This is a genomic window from Rhizobium sp. SVR5-2C, from assembly GCF_056755115.1.
Window position 1 is genome coordinate 30,906 of sequence record NZ_JBNDHT010000033.1, and the last position, 24,735, is coordinate 55,640.

A 24,735-nucleotide genomic window follows, 5' to 3' on the forward strand; every position below is an offset into this window, starting at 1 on the left:
TTCCCCCCTTAGTAAAGATACGGAATAAGGCGCTTGGTCCTCTCCATATAGTCGCGGTACCGGGTCCCGAAAATTTCCAGCATCATACGCTCTTCCTTGTCGACCCGGAGAAAAAACAGGATTGCGAAGCCGACCAGGCCCGCAAGTCCGACCACCCAGTTCGCTATCAGAAAGGCCTGGCCCAAGGCCATAAGCAGGAAAGACGTGTACATCGGGTGGCGAATGAGAGCATAAGGCCCGGTGGAAATCAGCTCGTGCTTCTCGCGAATCTCCAGTGAGATCGACCAATTGCGGCCGAGTTCCTTGTGGGTCCGGCGAAAGACCCAAATCGCGCTGGCGAACAGAATTGCTCCAAGAACCACAGCCCAGGCACGAGGCGCGTAGTCGCCAGCTTCCGGGATACCGGTGGCAACATAGAAGCCCGGTATGACGGCAAGGCCGAGAAGAGCCGATGCAAGGCCGACGTTTTCGACAAGCGTCCGGCGGCTGCTCACGACACGCACGCGCTTGGCCCGACGCTCGAAAGGACGGCGAACGATGTACCAGGCAACAATGCCAAGCACCCACGCGATTTCACCGACAGCGCCTAACGATAGGTTCAATTCAATTCACCTGAGCATTTGAGAGATCTGCGAACATGGCGAAACACATATCATCGTCAGCGCTCATGTCGACTGAAAACGCCGAGACGCAAGCCCCGGACGCGAATCCAGACATGTGACCCGCGTTGCGGATCGCATTCAACCTGTATTCATCTCTCTGAGCTCGGTCACGAATTGCTGCGGCCTGAGCCAGATACTGGGAGTCTCATACCCCATGGAGCGGGCGATTTCGCCAACCCATGCGTTGCAATTGGAGACTGTCGCTTGCCAGAACTTAGATTTGGCCTGCAACTGGTGGATGTAGGCCACCGTTTTGTTGTATTCGGCTTCTGTCAGGATAACTCGCCAGCTGGCGGACCTGTACTCCTCTTCCAGGTCGCCGTCGGTCGGCCCGGTCGTCGCAGGCACAGGGATGAAATGGCCCAGAACATAAGGTGCCGCGTCGGGCGACGCCGGCGCAAGGCCAGCGACTTGTGGATTGACGATCGCTCCAGCTTTGTTCACCTGGCCGAAAACTACATAGGTGTGTCCGTAGCTGAGCGCGTAGCGAGAGCGGAATTCAATGGCATACCGACCGGCCGCATTTTTGGACGTCTGGGTAGCTGTCACGCCCCTGGTATCCGTCACATAGCGCGGCTGGGGACTCTTGTCTTCCGATTGACAGGATGCGACCGCGAGTGCGAACACGATCACAAGCGATAGACGGCCTCCTCGAAGCAACATCCGTGCTCTATTCCCTCTGAACTCTGAATAAGAAGACTTGCAAGGTCAACCCTTCACCAGATCACTGGCGGCCTGCATTAAAGCTGCAGGCGGTCTAGTGCTGTGTTGCAATGGCGATGGTGGGGAGGGCCAATGGCCCTTCCCCAAGGACCAAAGGTCAGCTGTTACTTATATACAGGTGCCGGCTCTGCGACCGGTGGCGGGGCCTTCCCCTTGCCTTTACCAACCCAGCCGCAACCGCTCAGGCTGGCGACCGAAAACAAGGCAGCTATTGTCACGATTAGAAGTCTGCTCATCAAGAAGTCCTCTCCTTAGCACGGAATAGGTTTATCGAAGGCAACATTTATACTAATAGCGGCAAAATGCGTTTCGGCAAGTGCAGAAAGGCAACACTTTGCATCGGTTTATGCTCACGAGCTGATTTACCCTTCTGCAGCCGGGGATAGACATGCCCCTGCGATAGGTAAAGATGAGGTTGTCTCATCTTTCAGATCACCAATACCGGGGTTCCTGTCGGCGCTCGGGCGTAGAGATCGACAATATCCTCATTCGTCAAACGGATGCATCCGTTGGACACCGCCTGCCCGATCAACCAAGGTTCGTTTGTTCCGTGAATCCGGAAATAAGTGTCTTGTGCGCCGCGGTAGAGATAAAGCGCAGCCGCGCCGAGAGGATTGTTTTCCCCGCCGGGAACACCGCCTGCATACTGCGCCAGCCGCGGCTTGCGCTCTATCATGCTGGCGGTCGGCGTCCATGAAGGCCATTCCGCTTTACGGCCGACCGTTGCCCGCCCCTTGAGCGTGAGCCCCTCCTCGCCGACGGCAATGGCATAACGCCTCGCCCGGCCGCCCCCCTCGACCAAGTAGAGACGGCGCTCCATCGTGTTGACGACAATCGTTCCCGGCGATTCATTTCCATAATAGTCCACCTCCTGTCGCCGGTAGCGAGAACTGAGGCGCGGGTAGGCAAATGACGGTTCGAATTGCCACCCACCCCCTGAAGCACATCCGGAAACAAGGAAGCCCAGACTGGCCAGCATGAGGCCCCGGCGCGTAATACGGTCGTTGTCCATCTTTACCTGCTAAGCAATTGATTGCCCCTTCATCATAGTCTTACCATCCAAGCGGCGGCTGGCCAAGCCTTAGACTTCACCCGGTAACATCAAGTCATGCGGTGACTGTGGCTTTTAAGCACGATGGACCTATTTGGTCTTGATAACCTATTCGAATCGCTCGCCAGCAAACGGCAGCGAAGAGGACGGAGATGCAGCGCTCGCCAGCGGAACAAGCGACGTTCCTTCCCGCTGATCAAATGGCTTGCATCATCGCTCTGCCTCTGCTCGACTTGGTGCGGTGGGGTAATGAGGATGGACACGAATGAAGCTTGACTTCGAGGGGAAAGTCGCGCTGGTCACCGGCGGCGGCTCGGGCATAGGGGCCGCTATTTCACGGCAATTGGCTGGGCAGGGGGCGGAGGTTATCGTCGCTGATGTTGATTCGGAGGCAGCGCGCACCGTTGCGGCCGAGATCCATTCAGAGGGCGGCCGGGCCAGGGATTTCGCAGTCGATGTGACCGACGCCGGGGCTGTGGAAAAGTTGGTCCGGCGCACTGTCGAGACATGCGGCGGTTTGGATCTGGCCGTCAACAACGCGGGGGTTGATGGCCCGCGCAAGGTGACGGCAGACTACCCGCTCGACGAATGGTGCAGGCTGATCAACGTGAACCTGAACGGCGTGTTCTACTGCATGAAATACGAGATAGCGGCCATGCTGGAACGCGGCGGAGGCGCCATCGTCAACATGTCCTCCACTCTCGGTTCTGTTGGAGTACCGTTTGCCGCCGGTTATACGGCCGCCAAGCACGGCGTTGTCGGGCTGACCAAGGTTGCCGCGATCGAGTATGCGAGAATGGGGGTCCGAATCAACGCTGTGGCGCCCGGCTGGATCGAAACACCGCTCTTGGCCGAGCATCCGATGGTAACAAATAGCCGGCGGATGGCATCGCTTCAGCCGATGGGAAGGCTTGGCAAGCCGGAGGAAGTCGCCGCTCTCGTAAGCTTTCTCCTGTCCGAGCAGGCCAGCTTTATCACCGGCAGCTACCACCTGGTGGACGGAGCTTATACCGCCCACTAGGCGTAGGCGAACGGTTGAGAGCGGCTGGTCAGCCGGCAAGCGCTTCGGCGGGATTTTGCGGCAGTGACTGCAGCAATGTCTGCCGGGCAGAACGCAGATGCAGGCGGCACGAGAAGTCGATTGCCGCCTGGTCACGCGATTCCAGCGCCGCAATATAGTCGAGGTGCTCGTGAATGGCGCGTTCATTGCGCTGACGGGCGAATGCCTTGTTCCACTGGTAGTGATAGTGGAAGATAATGGCGATCGCGTCGTAGAAATCGGCGATGAAGCGGTTCTTGGAGGCGCGGTGGATCAGGAGGTGGAACCGCTCATCAAGGACTGAGAATTCTTTGTAGCGCGCGTCCAAATCGTTCAGGATCGCTCGATGCTCTGCCTTGATCTCAGCCAGCGCAGACCAGGCTTCGCTTTCGGGCGGTAGCCTGCCGAACTCCGCGGCTGAGTGCAACTCGAACATTTCGCGGACGTCGGCGAGCTCGAGCGCGAATTCACGGGTGAAGCCCTTCAGTATCCAGTGGCTATTCGGACGCTTTTCGATGAGGCCGAAGCGCGAGAAGCGAATGAGGAATTCGCGGACGCTGGTCGTTCCGGTACCGATCTCGCGGGCGAGCTCCAGCTCGTTGATCTGCATGCCCGGTGCCGCATCGTCCGCCAAGATCCGCTGCATGAAGCTGCGCTCGATTATGTCATGCAATGAATCCGTCTCTTCGGACGGAAAAAAGTCTTTCTCGGTCGGGACACGAAGGACGATCTTCTGGCGCTTGTTCCAGCGGATGATGCCCTCGGCATTCAGGCGGGTCAGGATCGCGCGGGCCGTACTGCGGCTGATGCCGAGTTGTGCGGCGATTTCCGGTTCTGATGGAAGGGCCGTATCCGGGCGCAGCGCAGAGGCGTACCTGTTGTAAGCCTCCTTGAAGACGGTATTCTGCCTTGCCATGCATCCTGCTCTTTCTCCCTTCGCGGCTCTCAAGGCTTCGCGAAATCGCAAGTCTGGCGCGCACCGGAAGGTTATCTATCGCGACCCTTTATCGTATTTCGCGGCCGGCTGTGGCTGTTTGTCTCCCTTGCCCACAGGAACGATATTCCCCGTTGACTCCAAAATGTTTATTGTAGATAAAAAACAAAATCAATGCGCATTTCGCCAATGCAGCGAGCGCTTCTTCAGGGAGAAGACAAGTGGACAAACTGCCTTGGCTCGTCCTTTCGGCCGGAGACAACGTGGCTGTCGCAACGGCCGCGATCGACCCCGGCACGACAGTCGCGGGCATTCAAACGCGCCAGAAAATCGATCCCGGTCACAAGGTCGCCATTGCCGACATTCCCACCGGCGTGCCGGTGGTGAAATATGGCCAAGCGATCGGCCGCACGACGGCCGACGTGAAAGCGGGCGACCATGTCCATAGCCATAATCTGCATTTCGAGAACGACCGCCTGGCGGCGACGGCGAATTCGGCGCCGGAGCCGGCCACGGCGGAAGATAAGGCGCGAACGTTCATGGGCTACAGGCGCGCCGACGGGCGGGCCGCGACCCGCAACTATGTCGGCATCATCGCCAGCGTGAACTGTTCCACCACCGTCTGCCGTGCGATCGCAGAGGCGGCCAATCGCACGATCCTGCCGCACTATGAAGGCATCGACGGCTTCGTGCCGATCGTCCACGACCAGGGTTGCGGCATGAGTTCCACGGGCGACGGCATGGCGGTTCTTCACCGCACGCTTGCCGGCTATACGCGCCATGTCAATTTTGGCGGCGTGCTGATGATCGGCCTCGGCTGCGAAGTGAACCAATTGACGCTCTACGGCCAGAGCGGCGCCGGCAATTCCAAGCGGCACTTCAACATCCAGGACGCCGGCGGCTCGCGACGCGCGGTCGAGCGCGCCATGGGCATGCTCAAGGAAATTGCCGCCGACGTCGGCCGCGAGCGGCGCGTTCCGATCCCCGTCAGCGAGATTATCATCGGTCTCCAATGCGGTGGTTCCGATGGCTTTTCGGGCATCACGGCCAATCCGGCGCTCGGCGTTGCCGCTGATCTTCTGGCCGCTGCCGGCGGCACGGCGATCCTCTCTGAAACCTCGGAGATCTACGGCGCCGAGCATCTGCTGCGCAGCCGCGCGATCAACGAAGACGTGGCGAGAAAGCTCGACGAAAAGATTGCCTGGTGGGAGAAGTATGTCGGACTGCATGGCGCCTCGCTCGACAACAACCCTTCGCCCGGCAACAAGCGCGGTGGACTGACGACCATTCTCGAGAAGTCGCTCGGCGCCGTCGCCAAGGGTGGCCGGTCGCCGCTGACGGCGGTCTACGGCTATGCCGAGCGCGTCACCGCCCCTGGCCTCGTTTTCATGGATACCCCCGGATACGACCCGGTTTCCGCAACGGGACAGGTCGCCGGCGGCGCAAACATGATTGCGTTCACGACCGGGCGCGGCAGCTGTTTCGGCTGTCGCCCCGCGCCTTCGATCAAGCTCTCCAGCAACTCTGCGCTCTATGCCTCGATGGAAGAGGACATGGATATCGATTGCGGCACGATCGCTACCGGCGATGCAACGATCAGCGGCAAGGGCCGGGAAATTTTTGACCTCATCATCGATACCGCCTCGGGGAAGAAGACGAAGAGCGAGGAATTTGGCTACGGCGACAACGAATTCGTGCCGTGGCATCTTGGAGCGACACTTTAAAACAGAAAGCACTTTTCACGGGAGGTATGATGAAGACGAGGAGAATCGGCACGACCGACCTCGAGGTCACCGAAATCAGCTTCGGTGCTGCGGCTCTGGGTGGCCTATACCGCGCCTGCCCGCGCGATCAGGCGATGGAAACGCTCGAGGCCGCGTGGGCGAGCGGCATCCGCTATTTCGACGTGGCACCCTGGTATGGCCTTGGTCTCGGCGAGCGCACCGTCGGCGACTTCCTGAGAGCGAAACCCGAGAATGAATACGTGCTTTCGACCAAGGTCGGCAGACTCCTGCGGCCAGTGCCGACCGGTGCGGTGCCGGACTATGGCTATGTCGATCCGCTCTCCTTCGATGCCGATTATGACTATTCCTACGATGGCATCATGCGATCCGTCGATTTCAGTTATGCGCGTCTGGGCCTCAACCGCATAGACATCCTCTATGTCCACGACATCGGTATTTATACGCACGGCGCCGAGAAGAATGCCGTCTACCTGAAGCAACTGCTCGGCTCCGGCATCCGGGCGCTCGAAGAGCTGAAATCATCGGGTAGGATCAAGGCCTTCGGGCTCGGCGTAAACGAAGTGCCGGTTTGCCTCGACGTCATGCACAACGCTGATATCGACGTCATCCTGATGGCTGGGCGCTATACCTTGCTGGACCGTTCCGCGGTAGCCGAGCTATTGCCGCTCTGCCGCAAGAAGGGCACGTCCCTTGTCGTGGGCGGCGTCTTCAACTCAGGCATCCTCGCAACCGGTGCCGTGGAAGGCTCGCATTTCGACTATATGCCCGCAACACCGGACGTGCTTGCCAAGGTCAGAGCGATGGAAGAAATCGCCAAGCGTCACGGCGTTCAGCTTGCCGCTCCAGCCTTGCAGTTTCCACTCCGCGACCCAGTTGTCTCATCGGCACTGATCGGAACGGCCAAGGCCTCGAGCCTCGACCGCAACATGCAGCTCTTTGAGCCGCGACTGCCAGACAGCATCTTCCCCGAATTCGAAAGCCAGACTCTCGTCGCGAAGCCCTTGGGCACCGACGCAGTCCGCGTATAGGAACCGCTTATGCTCAAGGGTATCCACCCCGTCCTCAGCCCGGATCTTCTGCTGGCAATCGCCAGGATGGGTCATGGCGACGAGATCGTCATTGCCGACGCCAATTTTCCCTCAAGTACCATGGGGCCGGAAATGATCCGCGCTGACGGAGTTTCGGCAACGGAGATGGCAGAGGCCATTCTCACCCACTTCCCGCTCGACACCTTCGTGCCGGAAAGCGCGTGGCGCATGGAGGTTGTCGGCGATGCCGGCGCGGTGCCTGATGTTTGCGCCGAGTTCCAGGAAATCGTTCATCGCCGTGCCGGCGATTTCAAGATCGCATCGCTTGAGCGCTTCGCATTTTACGAGCGCTCCAGGAAGGCCGCCTACATCGTCGCGACAACCGAGTTTCGGTTGTATGGAAACCTCATTCTGAAGAAGGGAGTCGTGCTTCCGCACGAGGTCTTCAGAGGCTGATTTGCCAACGTGCCGATACGAAATGGAATAAACATTCCGCGTTGACAATATCGCGGAACTTCTATTTCATAAACTTACTGTGAGCTGTCTTCGTCGGTGAGGGAGGATATCCGAGGAGAGAAACCGGCACAGGCTGTTACATGGACTCAACCCCATGTCAGTGACCGGATGAGCCCAGCCTGAAGTAAAGCCAGAGGCGCCGGACGCAGACTTGCAATTCCGGTCAGCCTCGGCTAGCTTCCAAATGTTTTTTATCGATAAAAATCTCTCGTTGGCGTTCGCGAGAGGTTTCCTGGAGGAGAACGCACCTGAGAGGAGAACCCACATGCGCATGAAATCCATTCTGTCGCGTCGAGCCTTCACGGCTCTCGCGGGCGCTGCCGTCATCGCAACTGCAATGCCGATTCCATCCTTCGCCGCCGACGTGACGATCCCGATCATCGTCAAGGACACGACGTCCTTCTACTGGCAGATCGTTCTGGCCGGCGCCCGCAAGGCCGGTAAGGATCTTGGCGTCGACGTCCCGGAACTCGGCGCGCAGTCGGAAGCCGACATCAACGGCCAGATCAGCATTCTTGAGAACGCCGTCGCCGGCAAACCTGCAGCGGTCGTGATTTCGCCGACGGAATTCAAAGCTCTCGGCAAGCCGATCGACGAAGCCGCCAAATCGGTTCCGATCATCGGTATCGACTCCGCCGCCGATTCCACGGCCTTCAAGTCGTTCCTGACGACCGACAACGTTCAGGGCGGCCGCATCGCTGCCGATGGTCTGGCTGCTGCGATCAAGGAAATGACGGGCAAGGAAGAAGGCGAAGTGGTGATCCTCACCAATCTTCCGGGCGTCGGCTCGCTCGAGCAGCGCCGCGAAGGCTTCCTGGATCAAGTGAAGACCAAATATCCTGGCCTGAAGGTCATTGCCGACAAGTATGGCGACGGCCAGGCAACGACCGGTCTCAACATGATGACCGACCTGATTACGGCCAACCCGAACCTCATCGGGGTCTTTGCCTCGAACCTGATCCTGGCACAGGGCGTCGGCCAGGCGATTGCAGAAAACAAGCTCGGCGACAAGATCAAGGTCATCGCCTTTGACAGCGACGACAAGACGGTAGGCTTCCTCAAGGACGGCTCGCTGGCGGGTCTCGTCGTGCAGGACCCCTATCGCATGGGCTATGACGGCATAAAGACCGCGCTTGCCGTTTCGAAGGGCGAGAAGGTCGAAGAAAAGGTCGATACCGGCGCGAATCTCGTCACCAAGGCGAACATGAACGATCCGAAGATCGATGCGCTGATCAATCCGAAGGTCAAGTAATCCAAATGGTGCGGGCCGCGCCGGCGAAATCCGGCGCGGCCCTCACTCAAGCTGTGTTATGGTCCGTGAGGAATGCACATCCGGCCGGGTGGAGATGGCGGGAACGTGTGCCATGGGAGGAGAAATCCATGAGCCTGGAAGAGGTCAGTCATCGTCATGATGACAGCGTCAAGAAGACGGAAGCAAACCGCATTCCGGCAGGCTCCCCGATCCTCGAACTCAAGGGACTGCAGAAGAATTACGGCTACGTCCAGGCGCTGAAGCCCGCGACAATGACCTTTCTGGCCGGTGAAATTCACGCGATCGTCGGCGAAAATGGTGCCGGCAAGTCGACGCTGATCAAGCTGTTGACTGGCGTGATCACCAGGACCTCAGGCGAGATCCTCTGGTGCGGCCACCCGGTCGCCCTGGCGACGCCAAACGAAGCGATTGCGCGGGGCATCAATGCCGTCCACCAGGAGGTCGTGCTCTGCCCACACCTGACTGTCGCGGCCAATCTCTTTCTCGGCGACGAAGTCAACCAATACGGCCTCATGCGCAAGAAGCAGATGGAGAGAATGGCTCAGGCTGTCCTCGACGACCTCGGTTTCGGCCTGCCGGCCGCCGTGCTGCTCAGCGATCTCACGATCGGGCAGCAGCAGCTTGTCGCCACGGCGCGCGCGGCTATGCGCGGCACCCAGTTCCTGATCTTCGACGAGCCGACGGCTTACCTCACGCGCCAGGAATCGGCGCAGCTTTTCAAGCTCATCCGCCGCCTGCAGGGCGAAGGCGTCACGATCGTCTACATCAGCCATCGCATGGAGGAAGTGTTCGAGCTTGCGGACCGCGTCTCGGTGCTCCGCGACGGCACCCATGTCGGCACGCGCAATATCAGCGAAACGAGCGAGGCGGAACTGATCGCGCTGATGATCAACCGCTCGATCGAGCAGATCTATCACAAGGAAGTTATCCCGATCGGCGACACGATCCTCGATGTTCGCGGGCTTTCCGGTCCCGGTTTCGAGGATGTATCGCTCTCGGTCAAGGCTGGCCAAATCGTCGGCCTTTACGGATTGATCGGCGCCGGGCGCAGCGAGTTCGCACTCGGTCTCTATGGCCGGGAGAAAACGACGACCGGTGAGATCCACTGGATGGGCAAGAAGGTCGACATCAAGGACGAACGCACGGCCATGGAGCTCGGGATCGCGCTCGCGCCAGAGAGCCGCCGCGACCAGGGGCTCTGCCTCAACCTGCCGATCGGGCTCAATATCAACCTGCCGGTCTTCAAAAAGCTGAGCAAAGGTCCGGTGATAAGCCACAGCGAAGAATCGCAGAACGCCGACAGGCAGATCCGCGATCTGTCGATCAAGACGCCGAGCCGCCGCGTCCTCGTGTCCAGCATGTCAGGCGGAAACCAGCAAAAGGTGGTCATCGGCAAGTGGCTCAGCTACGGCGCACGCCTGTTCATCTTCGACGAGCCGACGGTCGGGGTCGACGTCGGCACCAAGGCGGAGATCTACCGGCTGTTCGCCAAGCTGCTGAAGGAGGGTGCGGGCATCATCCTGATCTCGTCCTATCTGCCGGAAGTCTACGAGCTCGCTGACCGGCTGCACGTTTTCCGTCGCGGACGGCTGGTCGCAAGCCACGACTACCAGGCGGCGACGCACGAAGAAGTGCTCAGCGAAGCGATCGGCGTCTGAATAAAAGAATGGGAGGGAGAGAACCATGACCGTAACACCTGCAGAAGTCGTCGCGCCGCCGTCGCGCGGAAAGGTGAGCTTCCTGTTCGGGCTCACTCTGATCGGGCTCCTGCTCTTCCTCTGGATCGTGCTCGGTTTCGTCACTGCCAGCTTCTGGACGCCGCTCAACATCTCGAACCTGCTGCGGCAGGGCGCAATGACGGCAATTCTGGCGCTTGGCCAAACCTTCGTGATCATCACCGCCGGCATTGACCTGTCGGTCGGCGCCATCGTCGGGTTCTGCACCGTCGTCATCGCCTGGCTGCTGCAGGCAGGTGTGCCGGTCTGGGCATCGATCCTGATAACGCTGCTAATCGGCGTCGGCATCGGGACGTTCCATGGCTTCGGCATCGTCAAAATGGGTCTGCCGCCCTTCATCATCACGCTCGCGACGCTGACTTCGCTGCGTGGCATCGGCCTGCTGATCACCAATGGGTCGACGATCAACATCGTCAACGAGCCCTTCACGAACTTCGCGCGCGCCGACTTCCTCGGCGTTCCGAGCCTGTTCTGGATGGTCGTGCTTGTCGCCGTTCCATCTTACATCTTCCTTCATCTGAGCCGCTGGGGCCGCTATCTCTTTGCGGTTGGCTCCAACCGCGAGGCGGCGCGCCTTTCGGGCGTGCGGGTGAACGGCATCATCTACCTGGCCTATATTCTCTCGGCGACCTTTGCCGCCTTCGTCGGCGTCCTGCTTGCCTCGCGCATCGCGATCGGCAACGCCACCCAGGCAGACGGATGGGAACTGCAAGCGATTGCCTCTTCCGTCATCGGCGGCACCAGCCTGTTCGGCGCGATCGGCACCGTGCACGGACCGCTGATCGGCGCCTTCATTCTGGCCACGATCAACAACGGCGCGAACCTGCTCAACGTCAACTCGTTCTGGCAGCGTATCATCACCGGCCTGCTGATTATCGTGATCGTCTATTTCGATCAGTTACGCCGCCGCCGGAGCCCGTAAGGCACAAACATCGCGAAGCCGGTGCCTAGCCGGCTTCCTCATGTTCAGAATGCGAGATCCGTCATGAAAGCAGTGCTTTGCCACAGACCGGGTGTGCTCGACATCGTCGAGCGCCCCTCTCCCGGCATTCCCACTCCCGGCTGGGTTCGACTTGCCGTCAGCCATGTCGGCATTTGCGGCACCGATTATCATATCTTCGAAGGCAAGCACCCCTTCCTCGAGTATCCGCGCGTCATGGGCCATGAGATCTCGGCAATCGTGCTGGAAGGTGGCGACGGGGCTGCGATCGCCGCTGGAACGCCTGTGATCGTCAATCCCTATCTTTCCTGCGGAAGCTGCGTTGCCTGCCTTAAGGACAAGCCGAACTGCTGCACGAATATCAAGGTGCTCGGCGTCCACACCGATGGAGCTTTCTGCGAAGAGATCACCGTTCCGGCTGGCAATCTCTATCCGGCGAAGGGGCTGAGCCTCGAAGCGGCCGCGACGGTTGAGTTTCTTGCCATCGGCGCGCACGCCGTGCGCCGTTCCATGGCACCGGCGGGTTCACGCGCGCTCGTCATCGGCGCCGGACCGATCGGACTCGGCGCTGCGATCTTTTCGCGGATTGCCGGCTATGACGTGACGTTGCTCGACACCAGCCCCGAACGGCTGCAGATGGCGGCCGAGGTTTTGGGTTTCACATCCGGCATTGTCGCGAACGATAACACGATAGACGCAGTGAAAGCGAAGACCAATGGCGACGGCTTCGACGTGGTCTTCGATGCGACAGGGTTCGGCCCTTCGATGGAGCAGGCCTTCAATTTCGTGGCTCACGGCGGCGCGCTGGTTCTGGTCAGCGTCGTGAAGGACGATATCCGCTTCTCCGATCCCGAGTTCCACAAGCGCGAAATGATGGTGATCGGCAGCCGCAATGCGACGCGCGCCGATTTCGAGCATGTGGCGGATTCGATCGCAAAGGGCCTGGTGCCGGTCAACAAGCTGATCACCCACCGCACGACGCTGGCCGATGCGCCGCGCAATCTCGCCCGCTGGGCCCATGAAAAAACCGGCCTGATCAAGGCCGTCATCAAGGTTGCGGCGTAGAGACCTCAGATAGCGTCGATGACGGCGCGCATCTGCCGCACGATGGCGGCATCCGTCTGGTTCGAACCCGGCGCTTCGAAGCCGAACGCGACGGCGCGCGGGTCTTGGCTCGCGACCGGCGAACTGCAGGAGCCGTGAATTTCGCGGGCGCCGGTAGCGCGCAGAATTTCGGCGGCATTGGATGGACGCACGCCGCTTCCCGGCATGATCGAAATCCGCCCCTCCGCCTTGGCCGAAAGCCGCTTCAATGTCTCCAGGCCATCCATCGCCTTCGGTGTGCAGCCGGAGGTGAGAATGCGCTCGCAGCCGAGTTCGATCGCCTGCTGAAGTGCCGCATCCGGATCCGGAACCAGATCGAAGGCCCGGTGCAGCGTGGAGCCGAGGCCCGCGGCATGCGCCTTGAGGCGCTGGATCAGCGGCATGTCGAGCGTACCATCCGGCCGGTTGGCGCCGATGACCACACCTTCGAGACCGAAGGCATGGACGGCATCGATATCTGCCATCATCGCAGCTTCATCCGCCGCGTCGAAGATGAAGGGACCGGCATGCGGACGGATCATCGCGTAAACCGGGATCGGCGCAGCGGCAGCGGCCTTCATGAGGCCAGCAACCGGCGTCAAGCCACCGAGTTCGAGTGCCGAGCAAAGTTCGATTCGGTCCGCGCCGCCCTTAATCGCGGCGGCGAGGCCTTTTGGGCTATCCACGCAGACTTCCAGCAAAACCGGCATCTTCGAATCTCCTTCATCCCGCCGCCATCTTCTTTAAGCGACGGAAACGGCTTTCGCGACAGGTGTGGAAACGATTTTGCGCACCGCCTCGGCGATCATCGCACAGGCATCGGCCGACGCCTTCCGGTGGTTGAAGGCGATATGATAGGTGATCGGGATATGGTCCGCGAGCTCGACGATGCGCACCCGATCGGCGATCGGCATCGCGCTGACCCGTCCGAGAAAAGAGACGTAGCCGTGGTTAGCGACGAGATCCACGATGACCGGCAGTGAATCGGCAGCCGTAATATCCTGGTTGCGAAAGCGCCGGCTTGCGGCTCGCTCGCGGCGTAGCGCCGCTGCGGCCTCGCCCAGGCCGGTTCGCTCGCTCGGCGTACATATCGGGTGCTCGGCCACGAGATCTGCAACTGTCAGCGCAGTGCTTTCCTGCGGCGCGATTGCGACCAGATCCGTGCGCAGGAGTTCCCGATGGCCGAAGCTCTCCAATTCGAAGACGGAATCCAAAATCGCCACGTCGATGCGGCCCGACTTCAGGGCCTCGCGCAGGTCGTCCGCGGTCATGGAGATGAGGGAAATGGCGTTCTTGTTGCGCCCGGTATTCCAATCGGCCACCAGAGCGCCCAGGCAGCGCGCCACCCAGCTTTCTGCGCCCGTCGGAATGATCGATCCGATGCGCAGCGAATGCGCAGCACGCCGATAGCGCTCGTCAGCCGCCGACTTGAGATCGTTCCAGGCCTGGCTGATCGCCGAGAAGATGGCGTAAGCCCGCCTCCCCTCTTCGGTTAGCGTAGAGCCGTGCGCCTGACGTTGAAGCAGCGGATATCCGACGAACCTCTCAAGATTGGCGATCTGCAGTGAAAGCTGTGGCTGGCCAAGCCTAAGACGCCGTGCAGCCCGATTGATGCTGCCCTGATCCGCCACTTCCAGAAAGCGCTCGATTGTCACGATCTTGATGGGGATTCGTGAAGCCCAGTTCTCGAAGGTTTCGGCTGGCCCGCCCGTCAATTCGCGGAGTTGCTCGACGGCGAGCATGATCGGTTGCAGTCCGTCGCGCACCTTGCCGCTCGCAATCAGCTTGACCAGTTCCCCCGAGCTGCGTTCGGTGAGTTTGATTGCAAGTTCGCTTTCAAGATTGCTGACTGCTGCCGAGACCGTGGAAGCCGCGAGCGAAAAACGCCGCGCGGTCATTCGCACCGAACCCGAGGCGAGAACGTGGCTGGCAACAAAGATGGCGCCGAGATGCAATGCGTTCTCCGGAAGTGACTGAAAAAGCAGACGATATGCTGTGTTCGCAAAAAAAGATATCCCTGCTCAGGGACCAGCGGGCCTATCGTCGCCGTCAAGTACAACTGCCGGGCGGAACGACGGAAAAGAGCACCGGCAGGTCGTGGAAACACGCTAGGGAACAAAAACAAATCGCGGCGACCCGGCAAAAGGAAATGCAATTCCACGCGCGGCTATGCTTTCACGGCCATAATCGCGCCGCGACTGCAGATACTGGAGAGGGTTGCATCGATTTTTCGAGCGTGCACACTATTTCCATGATGCTCGAACGTCCGGCGTGATCGCGGCTTTGCGCTTTCGCCGGCGGCTTTTATGCGCGAAGGTTCCCGCCCGGACCCTCGCGACGGGTTAATTGGTGTTAACAAAGGGACACGCCATGCTCAAGAAACTCGCGCTCGCCGTATCACTTTCCGCTTTTGCGGCGGGTGCGGCCCATGCTGCCGATGTCGTCGTTTCGTCGAAGATCGACACGGAAGGCACGCTGCTCGGCAATGTTATCGTACTTGCACTGGAAGCCAACGGCATCAAGACGAAGGACCGGATCGCGCTCGGCGCAACACCGGTCGTGCGCAAGGCGATCACGGCCGGCGAAATCGACATCTATCCGGAATATACCGGCAATGCCGGCTTCTTCTTCAACAAGCCGGATGATGCCGCCTGGAAAAACCTCGAGCAAGGCTACGAACTTGCAAAGAAGCTCGATTACGACGCCAACAAGATCGTCTGGCTGACACCCTCGCCTGCCAACAACACTTGGGCGCTCGGCATCCGCAACGACGTCGCCGGCCCGAACAAACTCAAGACCATGTCGGAATTCGGCAAGTGGGTCGCCGGCGGCGGAGATGTCAAGCTCGCAGCGTCCTCCGAATTCGTGAACTCCGCCGGTGCGCTCCCCGCTTTCCAAAAGACCTACGGCTTCCAACTGAAGCCTGACCAGATGGTCGTTCTTTCCGGCGGCGACACTGCCGCAACGATCAAGGCCGCAGCCGACCAGACCAACAGCGTCAACACCGCCATGGTTTACGGCACCGACGGTGCGATCGAGGCTGCCGAGCTCACCGTCCTCGAAGACGACCAGAGCGTGCAGCAGGTCTATGCGCCGACGCCCATCGTCCGTGAGACCGTGTTGAAGGCAAACCCGAAGATCGAGGAAATCCTTGCTCCGATCTTCAAGAGCCTGACGGCGGACGAACTCCGCAAGCTGAACGCCAAGATCCAGGTCGATGGCGAACCGGCGAAATCCGTCGCAGAAGGCTATCTGAAGGAAAAAGGCTTCCTCAAGTAATTTGCCGACGCTCCGCCCTCGTCGCAGGGCGGAGCGCTTTCCGGGCAGGGATGGATCGATGGAAGAAACCTTAGCGGTCCGCAAACTGGATCGGCTTGGCGTGGTTCTAGTAACTGCCGGCGTCGTTGGCACAGCGCTTTTGCCCTTCATCTATGTGAAGGCCAACCGCATCGCCTCCGGCAAGCCGTTGCTGCTCATGCAGCTTCTCGACCACCCCTCCGTCGTCATCCTCACCATTCTGCTTGTTGCCACCGCATCTGCCACCCTCTTCGTCCGAAACGCGACGCTGCGGCTTGCGATCGCAACACTCGCTCTGGCCGCCTTGATTGCATCGATCGGCTTGATCGCCACGGCCTTCACGCCGCCCAACAGCAACGCGGCGCGCATGACGCCGGGCGGCGGGTTCTGGGTCCTGTTTGCGGTTGTCGGCCTCATCATTTCCGACGCACTCATCAAGATCCGGCTGACACCATGGATGCGTGTGGCGGCGCTGATCGCGTACACGGCATTGCTTGCCGCCTTTCTTTACTCCGGTCTGCTGGACAGCCTGTCGATCATGAAAGAGTTCGCAACGCGCTCGGCGCAATTTTGGTCCGAGGCCGTCGCTCATCTGCTGCTTGCCTTGGGATCGCTCGCTATTGCCATCGTGATCGGCCTGCCGCTTGGCATCCTCTGCTTCTGGGTGCCCAAGCTTCGCGCCGTCGTGCTGCAAGGGCTCAGCCTGATCCAGACCATTCCAAGCCTTGCGCTCTTCGGCATCCTGATGCTGCCGCTCGGCTATCTCGCGACGCATGTGCCGCTTGCAGCCGATCTCGGCATCCGCGGCATCGGGACGGCGCCTGCGCTGATCGCCCTCGTGCTCTATTCGCTGCTGCCGATCGTCGCCAATACCGTCGTCGGTCTCGAGGGCGTTGATCCTTCCGTCCGGGATGCGGCGGCCGGCATGGGGCTGACACGCCGCCAGATCCTGACGGGCATCGATATGCCGCTTGCCTTTCCGGTCATTCTCACCGGCATCCGCATCGTGCTGGTGCAGGCGATCGGCCTGGTGACCATCGCGGCGCTGATCGGCGGCGGCGGTTTCGGCATCTTCATCTTCCAGGGCCTTGGCCAGACAGCCATGGACCTCGTGATGTTAGGCGCTGTGCCAACCGTCTTCTTCGCCTTTTCATCGGCCGTCATCCTCGATGCGGTCATCGACAGCATCCGGGAACCGACCGCATGACCATGATCGAGATCAGAAACGTCACCAAGCGCTACGGTGCCGCAGCCGTCGTCGACAATGTCTCGATGGGCGTTGAGAAGGGTTCGATTACGGTGATTGTCGGCACCTCCGGTTCGGGCAAATCGACGCTGATGCGGATGATCAACCGTCTGGTGCCGATTACCGAGGGGCAAATCTTCGTTGCCGAACAGAACGTCATGGACGTGCCAGCGACGGAGCTCCGCCGCAAGATCGGTTATGCGATCCAGGGCCATGGTCTCTTTCCGCATCGGACAGTAGCGCAGAACATCGCCACGGTCCCTGAACTTCTGGGCTGGGAGGCTGGCCGCGTCGCCAAGCGCGTCGACCACTTGCTCGGGCTGTTCAACCTGGACCCGGCGACCTTTGCGGGCAAGTATCCGCATCAGCTTTCCGGCGGCCAGCAGCAGCGCGTCGGCGTTGCCCGCGCGCTTGCCGCGGAGCCCGAACTCTTGCTGATGGATGAGCCCTTCGGCGCGCTCGATCCAGTCATCCGCGGCAAGGCGCAGGATGATCTTCTGGCGATCCAGAAGCAATTCGGCACCACCATCATTCTCGTAACCCACGACATGGACGAGGCCTTCCATCTCGGTGACCAGATCGCGGTCATGAGCAACGGCAGGCTGTTGCAATGTTCGACGCCGGAAAAGATCCTCACCGAACCGGCCGATCCCTTCGTGCAGCAACTGACGGGCACCTCCGACAAGGCCTTGAAGCTGATGTCGCTGCTGCCGCTCAAGGAAAGCATGGCGCCCGCCAAGACCGGTCTGCCCTATACACTGCCGCAATCGCTCAGCCTCAGAGACGCGCTCGCGGAAATGATCTGGCAGGGGGTCGACGAGGCAGCGGTGCAGGACGCCAACAAAGCTCCGGTCGGCTCGATCTCCATGACGCGGCTCCTCGAACTGGGCCGCAAGGCATGAAGCTTGTTGTTGCCAATCTCTTCCGCGTGGCGGCGCTGGTGCTGCTTCTCATCCTGCTTTTCAGGACGGAGTGGCTGTCTTTCATCCTGGTCCCGCTGACAAGCAACAACGCGCCGCCAATCTATACCCAAAACAGTTTGCCCTCGCTTGCCTTCGGCCACCTGGAGCTTGTGGTGACCTCGATCGTCGGCAGTGCCGTTCTGGCGGTCCTCGCCGGCGTTTTCGTCACGCGGAAAAGCGGCGAGGATTTCCTGCCGTTGTCGCGTGCGATTGCCAATGCCGGGCAAACCTTCCCGCCTGTCGCCGTGCTGGCGCTTGCCGTTCCCGCAACGGGCTTCGGCGCCGCGCCAACGCTGATCGCTCTCTTTCTCTACGGCCTGTTGCCGATCTTCGAGAATACCGTATCCGGACTTCGGCAGGTTTCAGCGTCCGTACTCGATGCCGCCGACGGCATGGGGATGAACGCCACGCAACGGCTCTTCCGGGTCGAGCTACCGCTGGCGCTGCCGCTCATCCTGGAGGGCCTTAAGGTCGCAACCGTCATCAATATCGGCACCGCGACGATCGGCTCCACGGTTGCGGCAAAGGGGCTCGGCGAAGTCATTATCGCCGGGCTGATCTCCGACAATACCGCCTTCATCTTGCAGGGCGGCCTCATCGTTGGCCTGATGGCCGTGCTGATCTATGACGCAATGGGTCTGGTCGAAAGCGCGATCACGCGCAGAATTGGCTTGCACCCCGCCTGATCCGGCGGCTACCAAGGCTGCCGTGACACGGCAATGGGAGGCACCCTTGGCAAAGATGATCCACTCCATGATTCGCGTTGTCGACGAGGCGCGATCGGTTAGTTTCTATAACAGGGTCTTCGGGCTGACGGTTGCCGACCGGGTCGATTTCGAAACCTTCACGCTGATTTACATGAGCAATGCCGAGACCGGCTTCGAGCTCGAGCTGACGGTCAACAAGGGCCGAACCGTGCCCTACAATCTCGGCGACGGCTATGGCCATCTCGCGGTCTCGGTGGATGAAGTTGCTATCGAACACGAGCGGCTGACCAAGGCGGGCCTCAACCCCGGCAATCTTGTTGAACTCAATCGCGACGGCAAGCTCTTCGGCCTGTTCTTCTTCATTACGGATCCCGACGGTTACAAGATCGAAATCCTGCAGCGCCACGGCCGTTTTCAGTAGCGGTCAGCGCACCAAAAAGGCCCCACCAGCGGCGGGGCCCTTTCCGGCTCGTCCTCGCGAACGACGTTACATCCAGTAGGGTGGCACACCGTAATAATCATAGACGCGGCGGCCATTGTCATTGTACCAGCTGTCGTCATCGTCCGCATAGCTTGGCGCACCTTCGATTTCTTCCTTCGTGAGATCGATACGGTAGCCGTCAAGTTGGGTGTCGTAGGTCAGTTTTTCCCAAGGCAGCGGATAATAGTCATTGCCGATACCCAGGAAGCCGCCAAAACTGAGCACGGCGTATGCCACGCGGCCATCCTGCTTCCCGATGATCAGGCGCTCGATCGAGCCAATGTGCTTGCCATCAGCGCCATAAACGCGAGTACCTTCAACACGGTCGCTTGCGATCAGCGACGGGGTGTCTGTGACGTTGGGGTCGCGGCGGCTGACATTGCTGTCCTCGTTAAGCATCTATGCAGCTCCTCTTCGTTGCATTCCTCGCTGTGATAACGCCCCTTCAGACCCAAAGTTCCGGTTTTCATCGCCAGCATACAGCGCCTTTATTGACGTTTACGTCAAAGTCAGTGTAATTCCAATCTGAGCTTGATCCACTCAGGCAATGGCATAAGCTGACGATCGGAAGATGGAGGATCATCCGGTCGGCAGCAGCAGACCGGGATCCGTGGACGGCCAGGGGAGAGAGACACGATGAGCAACAGTTCCGTCCATCCGAGCGGCGCTCAGCCAAAAAAGCCTTGGCTTGCCACATATCCGGCGATCGTTCCCGCCGAGCTGCCGCCGCTGGAACATGAGTCGCTGGCGGAACTGCTGGAAAAATCGTGCAAGGACTACGCCAACCGCATCGCTTTCTCCAGTATGGGCAAAACGCTCACCTACCGCGAGTTGGAGCGGCAGACGCGCAAGGTTGCCGCCTGGCTGCAAAGCATCGGGCTTCAAAAGGGTGATCGAGTCGCCGTGATGATGCCGAACGTGCTGCAGAACCCGATCGCGGTTTATGGCATATTGCGCGCTGGCCTTGTCGTCGTGAACGTCAACCCGCTCTATACGCCGCGCGAACTGGAGCATCAGCTGCGCGATTCAGGTGCCAAGGCGCTGTTCGTGTTGGAAAACTTCGCCCGTACTGTCGAGCAGGTGCTTGCAAAGACCGATGTGCGCCACGTCGTCGTGACCGCTCTCGGCGAGATGCTGGGCGCAAAGGGGGTGCTCGTCAACTTCGTCGTTCGCAAGGTGAAGAAGCTCGTCCCCTCGTGGTCGATCCCGCAGCACAAGACATTCAAGCAGATCCTCAGCGAAGGCGCAGGCAGGACGCTGCAGCCGGCAGCCATCAAGGCCGGCGATATCGCCTTCCTTCAATATACCGGCGGCACGACAGGGGTCGCCAAGGGCGCTGTGCTGACGCATCGGAACCTTCTTGCCAACAAGCTGCAGCTGCAGCTCTGGCTGAGATCCGCCTTCGAGCTCAAGAAGCAGCCCGACGTTCTGAACTTCATGTGCGCCCTGCCGCTCTATCACATCTTCGCGCTGACGGTGAATTCGCTGATGGGCATGTCGCTCGGCGCACACAATATCCTGGTCGCCAACCCGCGCGATATCCGCGGCTTCGTCAAGGAATTCGGCAAGTCCAACGTGCATATCTTCCCCGGCCTCAACACGCTATTCAACGCGCTGATGAAAAATGCCGATTTTGCCAAGCTCGACTTTTCCTCGCTGATCATGTCGCTCGGCGGCGGAATGGCGGTGCAGCGTCCGGTCGCCGAACGCTGGCTGAAGATGACGGGCTCGCACATCACCGAAGGCTATGGCCTCTCCGAGACCTCGCCCGTTGCGACCGCCAACCGCTTCGATTCTGCGGAATTCACAGGCTCCATCGGCCTGCCGATCCCATCCACGGAGATCGACATTCGCGACGAGGACGGCAATTCCCTGCCGCTCGGCGAGATCGGCGAAATCTGCATCCGAGGCCCGCAGGTGATGGCGGGCTACTGGCAGAAGCCGGAGGAGACCGCGAAGGTGATGACACCGGATGGCTTTTTCCGCAGCGGCGACATGGGCTTCATGGATGAGCGCGGCTACACCAAGATCGTCGACCGCAAGAAGGATATGATCCTGGTTTCCGGCTTCAACGTCTATCCGAACGAGGTCGAGGAAGTCGCTGCCATGCATCCGGGCATCGTCGAGGCCGCCGCCGTCGGCGTGCCGGATGGCCATTCCGGTGAGGCGGTGAAACTCTTCGTGGTCAAGAAGGACCCGGCGCTGACCGAGGCAGACGTGAGGGCCCATTGCGCTGCCAACCTCACGAACTACAAGCGTCCTCGCTTCATCGAGTTCCGCGCCGAACTGCCGAAATCGCCGGTCGGCAAGATTCTCCGGAAAGACCTGCGCGGCTGATTTTGACAGTTGCGTGAAATTTGAAGCCATCCGCCTGGTGCGGGTGGCTTTTTTGCATTGCGGCGGTCGCCGAACTTGATTTGCGCCCTACAAAGCGAATAGTTTTCGCGACCCTCACGCCCTGCAAAGGAGCTTCCCATGAAAGCCATCGTCGAACAATTGAAGAGCACCGCGGCCGCCACCAAGGCAACCGATCTTCGCGCCGCCTTTGCCGCCGATCCCAAGCGTTTCTCGCGCTTTACCACCTCCCTCGACGACCTTCTGATGGACTATTCGAAGACCGCCGTGAACGATGAAATCCTGGCGCTTCTCGTCAAGCTCGCAGAAGAAGGCGGTGTCGAGAAGAAGCGCGAAGAGATGTTCTCCGGCAAGGCGATCAACTTCACCGAAAACCGCGCTGTCCTGCACACCGCGCTGCGCAACCGCTCCAATACGCCCGTATTGGTGGACGGCAAGGATGTCATGCCTGAGGTGAACGCCGTACTGGCCGCCATGGGCAAGTTCGCCGACGGCATCCGCTCTGGGGCGCTAAAGGGCGCGACCGGCAAGAAGATCACCGACGTCGTCAATATCGGCATCGGTGGTTCGGACCTCGGCCCCGTGATGGCGACGCTTGCCCTGGCACCCTTCCATGACGGTCCGCGCGCACATTTCGTTTCCAACATCGATGGCGCACACATCGCCGATACCCTGAAGCTCGTGCAGCCGGAAACGACGCTTTTCATCATCGCTTCGAAGACTTTCACGACCGTCGAGACGATGACGAACGCACAGACGGCGCGCAATTTCATCGCCAAGGCGCTCGGCGAAGCGGCCGTGCAGCATCATTTCGCGGCCGTATCGACGGCGCTCGACAAGGTCGCCGCCTTCGGCATCGGGAGCGAACGCGTTTTCGGCTTCTGGGATTGGGTCGGCGGCCGCTACTCGATCTGGTCGGCGATCGGCCTGCCGCTGATGATCGCGATCGGACCGGAAAACTTCGGCAAGTTCCTCGACGGCGCCCATGCCGTCGACAATCATTTCCGTAAGGCACCGGTTGCCGAAAACCTGCCGATGCTGCTTGGCCTGATCGGCTTCTACCACCGCAACGTGCTCGGTTATCCGACCCGCGCGATCCTGCCCTACGACCAGCGCCTGTCGCGCTTCCCGGCCTACCTGCAGCAGCTCGACATGGAATCGAACGGCAAGGGTGTCACGATCGACGGCACACCGGTCGAGGGCAATTCCGGCCCGGTCGTCTGGGGCGAGCCGGGCACCAACGGCCAGCATGCTTTCTACCAGCTCATCCATCAGGGCACGAGCATCATCCCGGCAGAATTCATGATTGCCGCCAACGCCTTCGAGCCGGAACTTCGCCACCAGCACCAGCTTCTGATGGCAAACGTGCTTGCCCAGTCGGAAGCGCTGATGAAGGGCCGCACCTTCGAGGAGGCCAAGAAGCAGCTGACTGACAAGGGCATGGACGACAAGAAGGCCGACTTCATCGCGCCGCACCGCGTCTTCACCGGCAACCGCCCGTCGATCACTTTCGTCTATGACAAGCTGACGCCCTATGCGCTCGGCCGCCTAATTGCGCTCTATGAGCACCGCGTTTTCGTCGAGGGCGTGCTCTTCCGGATCAACTCCTTCGACCAGTGGGGCGTCGAGCTCGGCAAGGAACTCGCGACCGGCCTTCTGCCGGTCATCGAAGGCAAGGAAAGCGCCGCGGGCCACGATTCCTCGACGCAGGGCCTCGTTGCCGCGCTGGCCAAGCTCGCGAAGTAATGGATGTTCCCGTTCTTCGGATCGCGCGTCCGACGGATGACATAAGCCGGCTCCGCCCCTTCTATGAGGCGGGGCTTGGTTTTGTCGAACTCGTTTCATTCGAGGACCATAGCGGCTTTGACGGTTTGGTCCTTGGCCATCCACTGTGGCCTTACCACTTTGAATTCACGCATCACCGCGGCCATACTGTCGGTCGCGCACCCACAGCAGACAATCTTCTCGTATTTTATGTACCCATTCGATCCACATGGGAGATGGCCATCGGAAGGATGACTGATGCCGGCTTTTCCGCCGTCATGTCCTACAATCCTTACTGGGACGTTACCGGGCGAACATTCGAAGATCCCGATGGCTATCGGATCGCCCTTCAAAAATGCCGAATGGCGACGATAGTCTTTCGCTTGAAGCCGTCGAAAGCCGAACCACCTGATCATCTCACATTGGAAGGTAAGCAGGAGAAGCCTATGGACTTGGCTGATGATGTGCTGATTGGATTCGAAGCGCAGGGTGCTGCGCCATAAGTTTTTTGTTCTTACCCTCCTTCCATCAGTGCCCGTCGGGCGGGACGTCGTCTTTGGGAACATTCGCGACCAGGTTCTTCCGATGGAAAATGAAGAGGCCGGCGAGGACGATCACGGCGGATCCCACCAGGATTTGGCTGTCCGGCAAATCGCCGAAGAAGAGATAGCCCAGGAGGATCGCCCATAGCAGCAGGCTGTATTGCAGCGGTGCCAGCAGCGAGGCCGGGGCGAGCTTGAGCGATCGGGTGATCATCATATGCGCGCTGCCGGCAACGATGCCGAGCGCCAGCATAGCCGCAAAATCGAGGGCAGAAACCGCGCGCCAGTTCCCGATGCTCAAGGCCAGGCCGGCAACCAAGGCCGCGACAGTCTGCCAGGTCACGAGCGTGACATCACTCGTCTGACGCAAGCGTCGGCTAAGGACGAGCGTCAGCGCGAAGGACAGGCTTCCGACAAGACCGAAGACCGAGGGCCAGGACAACATCGCCGACGAGGGTCGCAGCGCAATGACAACCCCGACGAAACCAAGGATGACAGCGAGCCAGCGGCGCCAGCCAATCGTCTCGCCCAGAAAGAAATGCGAGAGAGCCGCCACATAGATGGGACCGGCCATGTAGAATGTCATGACATCGGCAAGCGGGAGATAGGCAACCGCGGCATAGAAGAATGCGACATCCGCGGTCGTCAGCA

Annotated in this window: 26 protein-coding genes; 17 read left to right on the forward strand and 9 right to left on the reverse strand. The window is 60.3% G+C overall.

Annotation, left to right across the window (positions count from 1 at the left end; translation table 11 throughout):
• Positions 1-8: 8 nt before the first annotated feature.
• The 4 genes from ACPYOI_RS12180 to ACPYOI_RS12195 form a co-directional block, all read right to left on the reverse strand.
• Positions 9-602, reverse strand: coding sequence for a protein-S-isoprenylcysteine O-methyltransferase (locus ACPYOI_RS12180; protein WP_481415949.1), 594 nt, complete (start codon positions 600-602; stop codon positions 9-11).
• 138 nt (positions 603-740) lie between these two features.
• Positions 741-1,325, reverse strand: a complete 585-nt coding sequence (locus ACPYOI_RS12185) for a hypothetical protein (protein WP_168828742.1) — start codon at positions 1,323-1,325, stop codon at positions 741-743.
• Positions 1,326-1,489: 164 nt separating this feature from the next.
• The gene (locus ACPYOI_RS12190; RefSeq protein ID WP_168828204.1) at positions 1,490-1,621 is read right to left on the reverse strand and encodes an ABC transporter; all 132 of its coding nucleotides are present in this window, start codon (positions 1,619-1,621) and stop codon (positions 1,490-1,492) included.
• 191 nt (positions 1,622-1,812) lie between these two features.
• Entirely contained in the window at positions 1,813-2,397 is a 585-nt protein-coding gene (locus ACPYOI_RS12195; protein ID WP_481415950.1) for a L,D-transpeptidase, read from the reverse strand.
• 304 nt (positions 2,398-2,701) lie between these two features.
• Here ACPYOI_RS12195 and ACPYOI_RS12200 point away from each other — a divergent pair, with 304 nt between their 5' ends.
• On the forward strand, positions 2,702-3,457 hold the full coding sequence (locus ACPYOI_RS12200) for an SDR family NAD(P)-dependent oxidoreductase (RefSeq protein WP_168828202.1): 756 nt from the start codon (positions 2,702-2,704) through the stop codon (positions 3,455-3,457).
• A 28-nt stretch (positions 3,458-3,485) separates the two neighbouring features.
• Here ACPYOI_RS12200 and ACPYOI_RS12205 read toward each other — a convergent pair whose 3' ends face one another.
• Complete coding sequence (locus ACPYOI_RS12205; protein WP_481415951.1) at positions 3,486-4,391, reverse strand: GntR family transcriptional regulator; 906 nt, start codon at positions 4,389-4,391, stop codon at positions 3,486-3,488.
• Between the two features lie 239 nt (positions 4,392-4,630).
• On the opposite strand from ACPYOI_RS12205, the gene ACPYOI_RS12210 reads away from it, so the two are divergent.
• The 7 genes from ACPYOI_RS12210 to ACPYOI_RS12240 all read left to right on the forward strand — a co-directional run bounded on the left by ACPYOI_RS12210 (position 4,631) and on the right by ACPYOI_RS12240 (position 12,712).
• Complete coding sequence (locus ACPYOI_RS12210; RefSeq protein ID WP_481415952.1) at positions 4,631-6,133, forward strand: UxaA family hydrolase; 1,503 nt, start codon at positions 4,631-4,633, stop codon at positions 6,131-6,133.
• A gap of 29 nt (positions 6,134-6,162) precedes the next feature.
• Positions 6,163-7,182 carry an aldo/keto reductase gene (locus tag ACPYOI_RS12215; RefSeq protein ID WP_481415953.1) on the forward strand — a complete coding sequence of 340 codons (1,020 nt, stop codon included), beginning with the start codon at positions 6,163-6,165 and terminating at the stop codon, positions 7,180-7,182.
• 9 nt (positions 7,183-7,191) lie between these two features.
• Complete coding sequence (locus tag ACPYOI_RS12220; RefSeq protein WP_481415954.1) at positions 7,192-7,638, forward strand: RbsD/FucU family protein; 447 nt, start codon at positions 7,192-7,194, stop codon at positions 7,636-7,638.
• 325 nt (positions 7,639-7,963) lie between these two features.
• Positions 7,964-8,950: a substrate-binding domain-containing protein gene (locus tag ACPYOI_RS12225; protein WP_481415955.1), complete on the forward strand. Its 987-nt coding sequence runs from the start codon at positions 7,964-7,966 to the stop codon at positions 8,948-8,950.
• A 128-nt stretch (positions 8,951-9,078) separates the two neighbouring features.
• Positions 9,079-10,629 (forward strand): sugar ABC transporter ATP-binding protein, encoded by a 1,551-nt coding sequence (locus ACPYOI_RS12230; protein WP_481415956.1) that lies wholly within the window; start codon positions 9,079-9,081, stop codon positions 10,627-10,629.
• A gap of 25 nt (positions 10,630-10,654) precedes the next feature.
• Positions 10,655-11,629, forward strand: coding sequence for an ABC transporter permease (locus tag ACPYOI_RS12235; RefSeq protein WP_481415957.1), 975 nt, complete (start codon positions 10,655-10,657; stop codon positions 11,627-11,629).
• A 63-nt stretch (positions 11,630-11,692) separates the two neighbouring features.
• Complete coding sequence (locus ACPYOI_RS12240) at positions 11,693-12,712, forward strand: zinc-binding alcohol dehydrogenase family protein (protein WP_481415958.1); 1,020 nt, start codon at positions 11,693-11,695, stop codon at positions 12,710-12,712.
• Positions 12,713-12,717: 5 nt separating this feature from the next.
• Here ACPYOI_RS12240 and ACPYOI_RS12245 read toward each other — a convergent pair whose 3' ends face one another.
• Together ACPYOI_RS12245 and ACPYOI_RS12250 are read right to left on the reverse strand one after the other, a co-directional pair.
• Positions 12,718-13,440: a copper homeostasis protein CutC gene (locus ACPYOI_RS12245; RefSeq protein ID WP_481415959.1), complete on the reverse strand. Its 723-nt coding sequence runs from the start codon at positions 13,438-13,440 to the stop codon at positions 12,718-12,720.
• Positions 13,441-13,473: 33 nt separating this feature from the next.
• Complete coding sequence (locus tag ACPYOI_RS12250) at positions 13,474-14,685, reverse strand: LysR family transcriptional regulator (RefSeq protein ID WP_481415960.1); 1,212 nt, start codon at positions 14,683-14,685, stop codon at positions 13,474-13,476.
• Between ACPYOI_RS12250 and ACPYOI_RS12255 the strand changes: the two genes are divergently transcribed.
• The 6 genes from ACPYOI_RS12255 to ACPYOI_RS12280 all read left to right on the forward strand — a co-directional run bounded on the left by ACPYOI_RS12255 (position 14,685) and on the right by ACPYOI_RS12280 (position 19,363).
• Positions 14,685-15,005: a hypothetical protein gene (locus ACPYOI_RS12255; protein WP_481415961.1), complete on the forward strand. Its 321-nt coding sequence runs from the start codon at positions 14,685-14,687 to the stop codon at positions 15,003-15,005. The two genes, ACPYOI_RS12250 and ACPYOI_RS12255, sit on opposite strands and share 1 nt — an antisense overlap.
• Before the next feature lie 95 nt (positions 15,006-15,100).
• The gene (gene osmF / locus ACPYOI_RS12260; protein ID WP_481415962.1) at positions 15,101-16,009 is read left to right on the forward strand and encodes a glycine betaine ABC transporter substrate-binding protein OsmF; all 909 of its coding nucleotides are present in this window, start codon (positions 15,101-15,103) and stop codon (positions 16,007-16,009) included.
• A 58-nt stretch (positions 16,010-16,067) separates the two neighbouring features.
• Positions 16,068-17,234 carry an ABC transporter permease gene (locus tag ACPYOI_RS12265; RefSeq protein WP_481415963.1) on the forward strand — a complete coding sequence of 389 codons (1,167 nt, stop codon included), beginning with the start codon at positions 16,068-16,070 and terminating at the stop codon, positions 17,232-17,234.
• Positions 17,231-18,175, forward strand: coding sequence for an ABC transporter ATP-binding protein (locus tag ACPYOI_RS12270; protein WP_481415964.1), 945 nt, complete (start codon positions 17,231-17,233; stop codon positions 18,173-18,175). Before ACPYOI_RS12265 ends, ACPYOI_RS12270 begins: the two co-directional genes overlap by 4 nt.
• The gene (locus ACPYOI_RS12275) at positions 18,172-18,921 is read left to right on the forward strand and encodes an ABC transporter permease (protein ID WP_481415965.1); all 750 of its coding nucleotides are present in this window, start codon (positions 18,172-18,174) and stop codon (positions 18,919-18,921) included. The genes ACPYOI_RS12270 and ACPYOI_RS12275 overlap by 4 nt, the downstream gene beginning before the upstream one ends.
• 46 nt (positions 18,922-18,967) lie before the next feature.
• Entirely contained in the window at positions 18,968-19,363 is a 396-nt protein-coding gene (locus ACPYOI_RS12280; RefSeq protein WP_481415966.1) for a VOC family protein, read from the forward strand.
• A 66-nt stretch (positions 19,364-19,429) separates the two neighbouring features.
• Here the strand turns inward: ACPYOI_RS12280 and ACPYOI_RS12285 are convergent, their stop codons facing one another.
• Positions 19,430-19,822: a PRC-barrel domain-containing protein gene (locus ACPYOI_RS12285; RefSeq protein ID WP_481415967.1), complete on the reverse strand. Its 393-nt coding sequence runs from the start codon at positions 19,820-19,822 to the stop codon at positions 19,430-19,432.
• Between the two features lie 237 nt (positions 19,823-20,059).
• On the opposite strand from ACPYOI_RS12285, the gene ACPYOI_RS12290 reads away from it, so the two are divergent.
• The 3 genes from ACPYOI_RS12290 to ACPYOI_RS12300 all read left to right on the forward strand — a co-directional run bounded on the left by ACPYOI_RS12290 (position 20,060) and on the right by ACPYOI_RS12300 (position 24,045).
• Entirely contained in the window at positions 20,060-21,760 is a 1,701-nt protein-coding gene (locus ACPYOI_RS12290; protein ID WP_481422901.1) for a long-chain-fatty-acid--CoA ligase, read from the forward strand.
• A 138-nt stretch (positions 21,761-21,898) separates the two neighbouring features.
• Positions 21,899-23,524: a glucose-6-phosphate isomerase gene (gene pgi / locus ACPYOI_RS12295; RefSeq protein WP_481415969.1), complete on the forward strand. Its 1,626-nt coding sequence runs from the start codon at positions 21,899-21,901 to the stop codon at positions 23,522-23,524.
• Positions 23,524-24,045: a VOC family protein gene (locus ACPYOI_RS12300; RefSeq protein ID WP_481415970.1), complete on the forward strand. Its 522-nt coding sequence runs from the start codon at positions 23,524-23,526 to the stop codon at positions 24,043-24,045. The genes pgi and ACPYOI_RS12300 overlap by 1 nt, the downstream gene beginning before the upstream one ends.
• A 25-nt stretch (positions 24,046-24,070) precedes the next feature.
• Here ACPYOI_RS12300 and ACPYOI_RS12305 read toward each other — a convergent pair.
• On the reverse strand, positions 24,071-24,735 hold a 665-nt coding region (locus tag ACPYOI_RS12305; protein ID WP_481422902.1), incomplete at its 5' end, for a DMT family transporter.

What these genes read in the sequence shown, in the direction of transcription:
- ACPYOI_RS12185 (WP_168828742.1), bottom strand. Translation starts at nt 1,325, where the DNA reads ATGTTGCTTCGAGGAGGCCGTCTATCGCTTGTGATCGTGTTCGCACTC.
- ACPYOI_RS12190 (WP_168828204.1), bottom strand. Translation starts at nt 1,621, where the DNA reads ATGAGCAGACTTCTAATCGTGACAATAGCTGCCTTGTTTTCGGTCGCC.
- ACPYOI_RS12195 (WP_481415950.1), bottom strand. Translation starts at nt 2,397, where the DNA reads ATGGACAACGACCGTATTACGCGCCGGGGCCTCATGCTGGCCAGTCTG.
- ACPYOI_RS12200 (WP_168828202.1), top strand. Translation starts at nt 2,702, where the DNA reads ATGAAGCTTGACTTCGAGGGGAAAGTCGCGCTGGTCACCGGCGGCGGC.
- ACPYOI_RS12205 (WP_481415951.1), bottom strand. Translation starts at nt 4,391, where the DNA reads ATGGCAAGGCAGAATACCGTCTTCAAGGAGGCTTACAACAGGTACGCC.
- ACPYOI_RS12215 (WP_481415953.1), top strand. Translation starts at nt 6,163, where the DNA reads ATGAAGACGAGGAGAATCGGCACGACCGACCTCGAGGTCACCGAAATC.
- ACPYOI_RS12220 (WP_481415954.1), top strand. Translation starts at nt 7,192, where the DNA reads ATGCTCAAGGGTATCCACCCCGTCCTCAGCCCGGATCTTCTGCTGGCA.
- ACPYOI_RS12225 (WP_481415955.1), top strand. Translation starts at nt 7,964, where the DNA reads ATGCGCATGAAATCCATTCTGTCGCGTCGAGCCTTCACGGCTCTCGCG.
- ACPYOI_RS12230 (WP_481415956.1), top strand. Translation starts at nt 9,079, where the DNA reads ATGAGCCTGGAAGAGGTCAGTCATCGTCATGATGACAGCGTCAAGAAG.
- ACPYOI_RS12235 (WP_481415957.1), top strand. Translation starts at nt 10,655, where the DNA reads ATGACCGTAACACCTGCAGAAGTCGTCGCGCCGCCGTCGCGCGGAAAG.
- ACPYOI_RS12240 (WP_481415958.1), top strand. Translation starts at nt 11,693, where the DNA reads ATGAAAGCAGTGCTTTGCCACAGACCGGGTGTGCTCGACATCGTCGAG.
- ACPYOI_RS12245 (WP_481415959.1), bottom strand. Translation starts at nt 13,440, where the DNA reads ATGCCGGTTTTGCTGGAAGTCTGCGTGGATAGCCCAAAAGGCCTCGCC.
- ACPYOI_RS12255 (WP_481415961.1), top strand. Translation starts at nt 14,685, where the DNA reads ATGCGTTCTCCGGAAGTGACTGAAAAAGCAGACGATATGCTGTGTTCG.
- osmF (WP_481415962.1), top strand. Translation starts at nt 15,101, where the DNA reads ATGCTCAAGAAACTCGCGCTCGCCGTATCACTTTCCGCTTTTGCGGCG.
- ACPYOI_RS12265 (WP_481415963.1), top strand. Translation starts at nt 16,068, where the DNA reads ATGGAAGAAACCTTAGCGGTCCGCAAACTGGATCGGCTTGGCGTGGTT.
- ACPYOI_RS12270 (WP_481415964.1), top strand. Translation starts at nt 17,231, where the DNA reads ATGACCATGATCGAGATCAGAAACGTCACCAAGCGCTACGGTGCCGCA.
- ACPYOI_RS12275 (WP_481415965.1), top strand. Translation starts at nt 18,172, where the DNA reads ATGAAGCTTGTTGTTGCCAATCTCTTCCGCGTGGCGGCGCTGGTGCTG.
- ACPYOI_RS12285 (WP_481415967.1), bottom strand. Translation starts at nt 19,822, where the DNA reads ATGCTTAACGAGGACAGCAATGTCAGCCGCCGCGACCCCAACGTCACA.
- ACPYOI_RS12290 (WP_481422901.1), top strand. Translation starts at nt 20,060, where the DNA reads ATGAGCAACAGTTCCGTCCATCCGAGCGGCGCTCAGCCAAAAAAGCCT.
- pgi (WP_481415969.1), top strand. Translation starts at nt 21,899, where the DNA reads ATGAAAGCCATCGTCGAACAATTGAAGAGCACCGCGGCCGCCACCAAG.
- ACPYOI_RS12300 (WP_481415970.1), top strand. Translation starts at nt 23,524, where the DNA reads ATGGATGTTCCCGTTCTTCGGATCGCGCGTCCGACGGATGACATAAGC.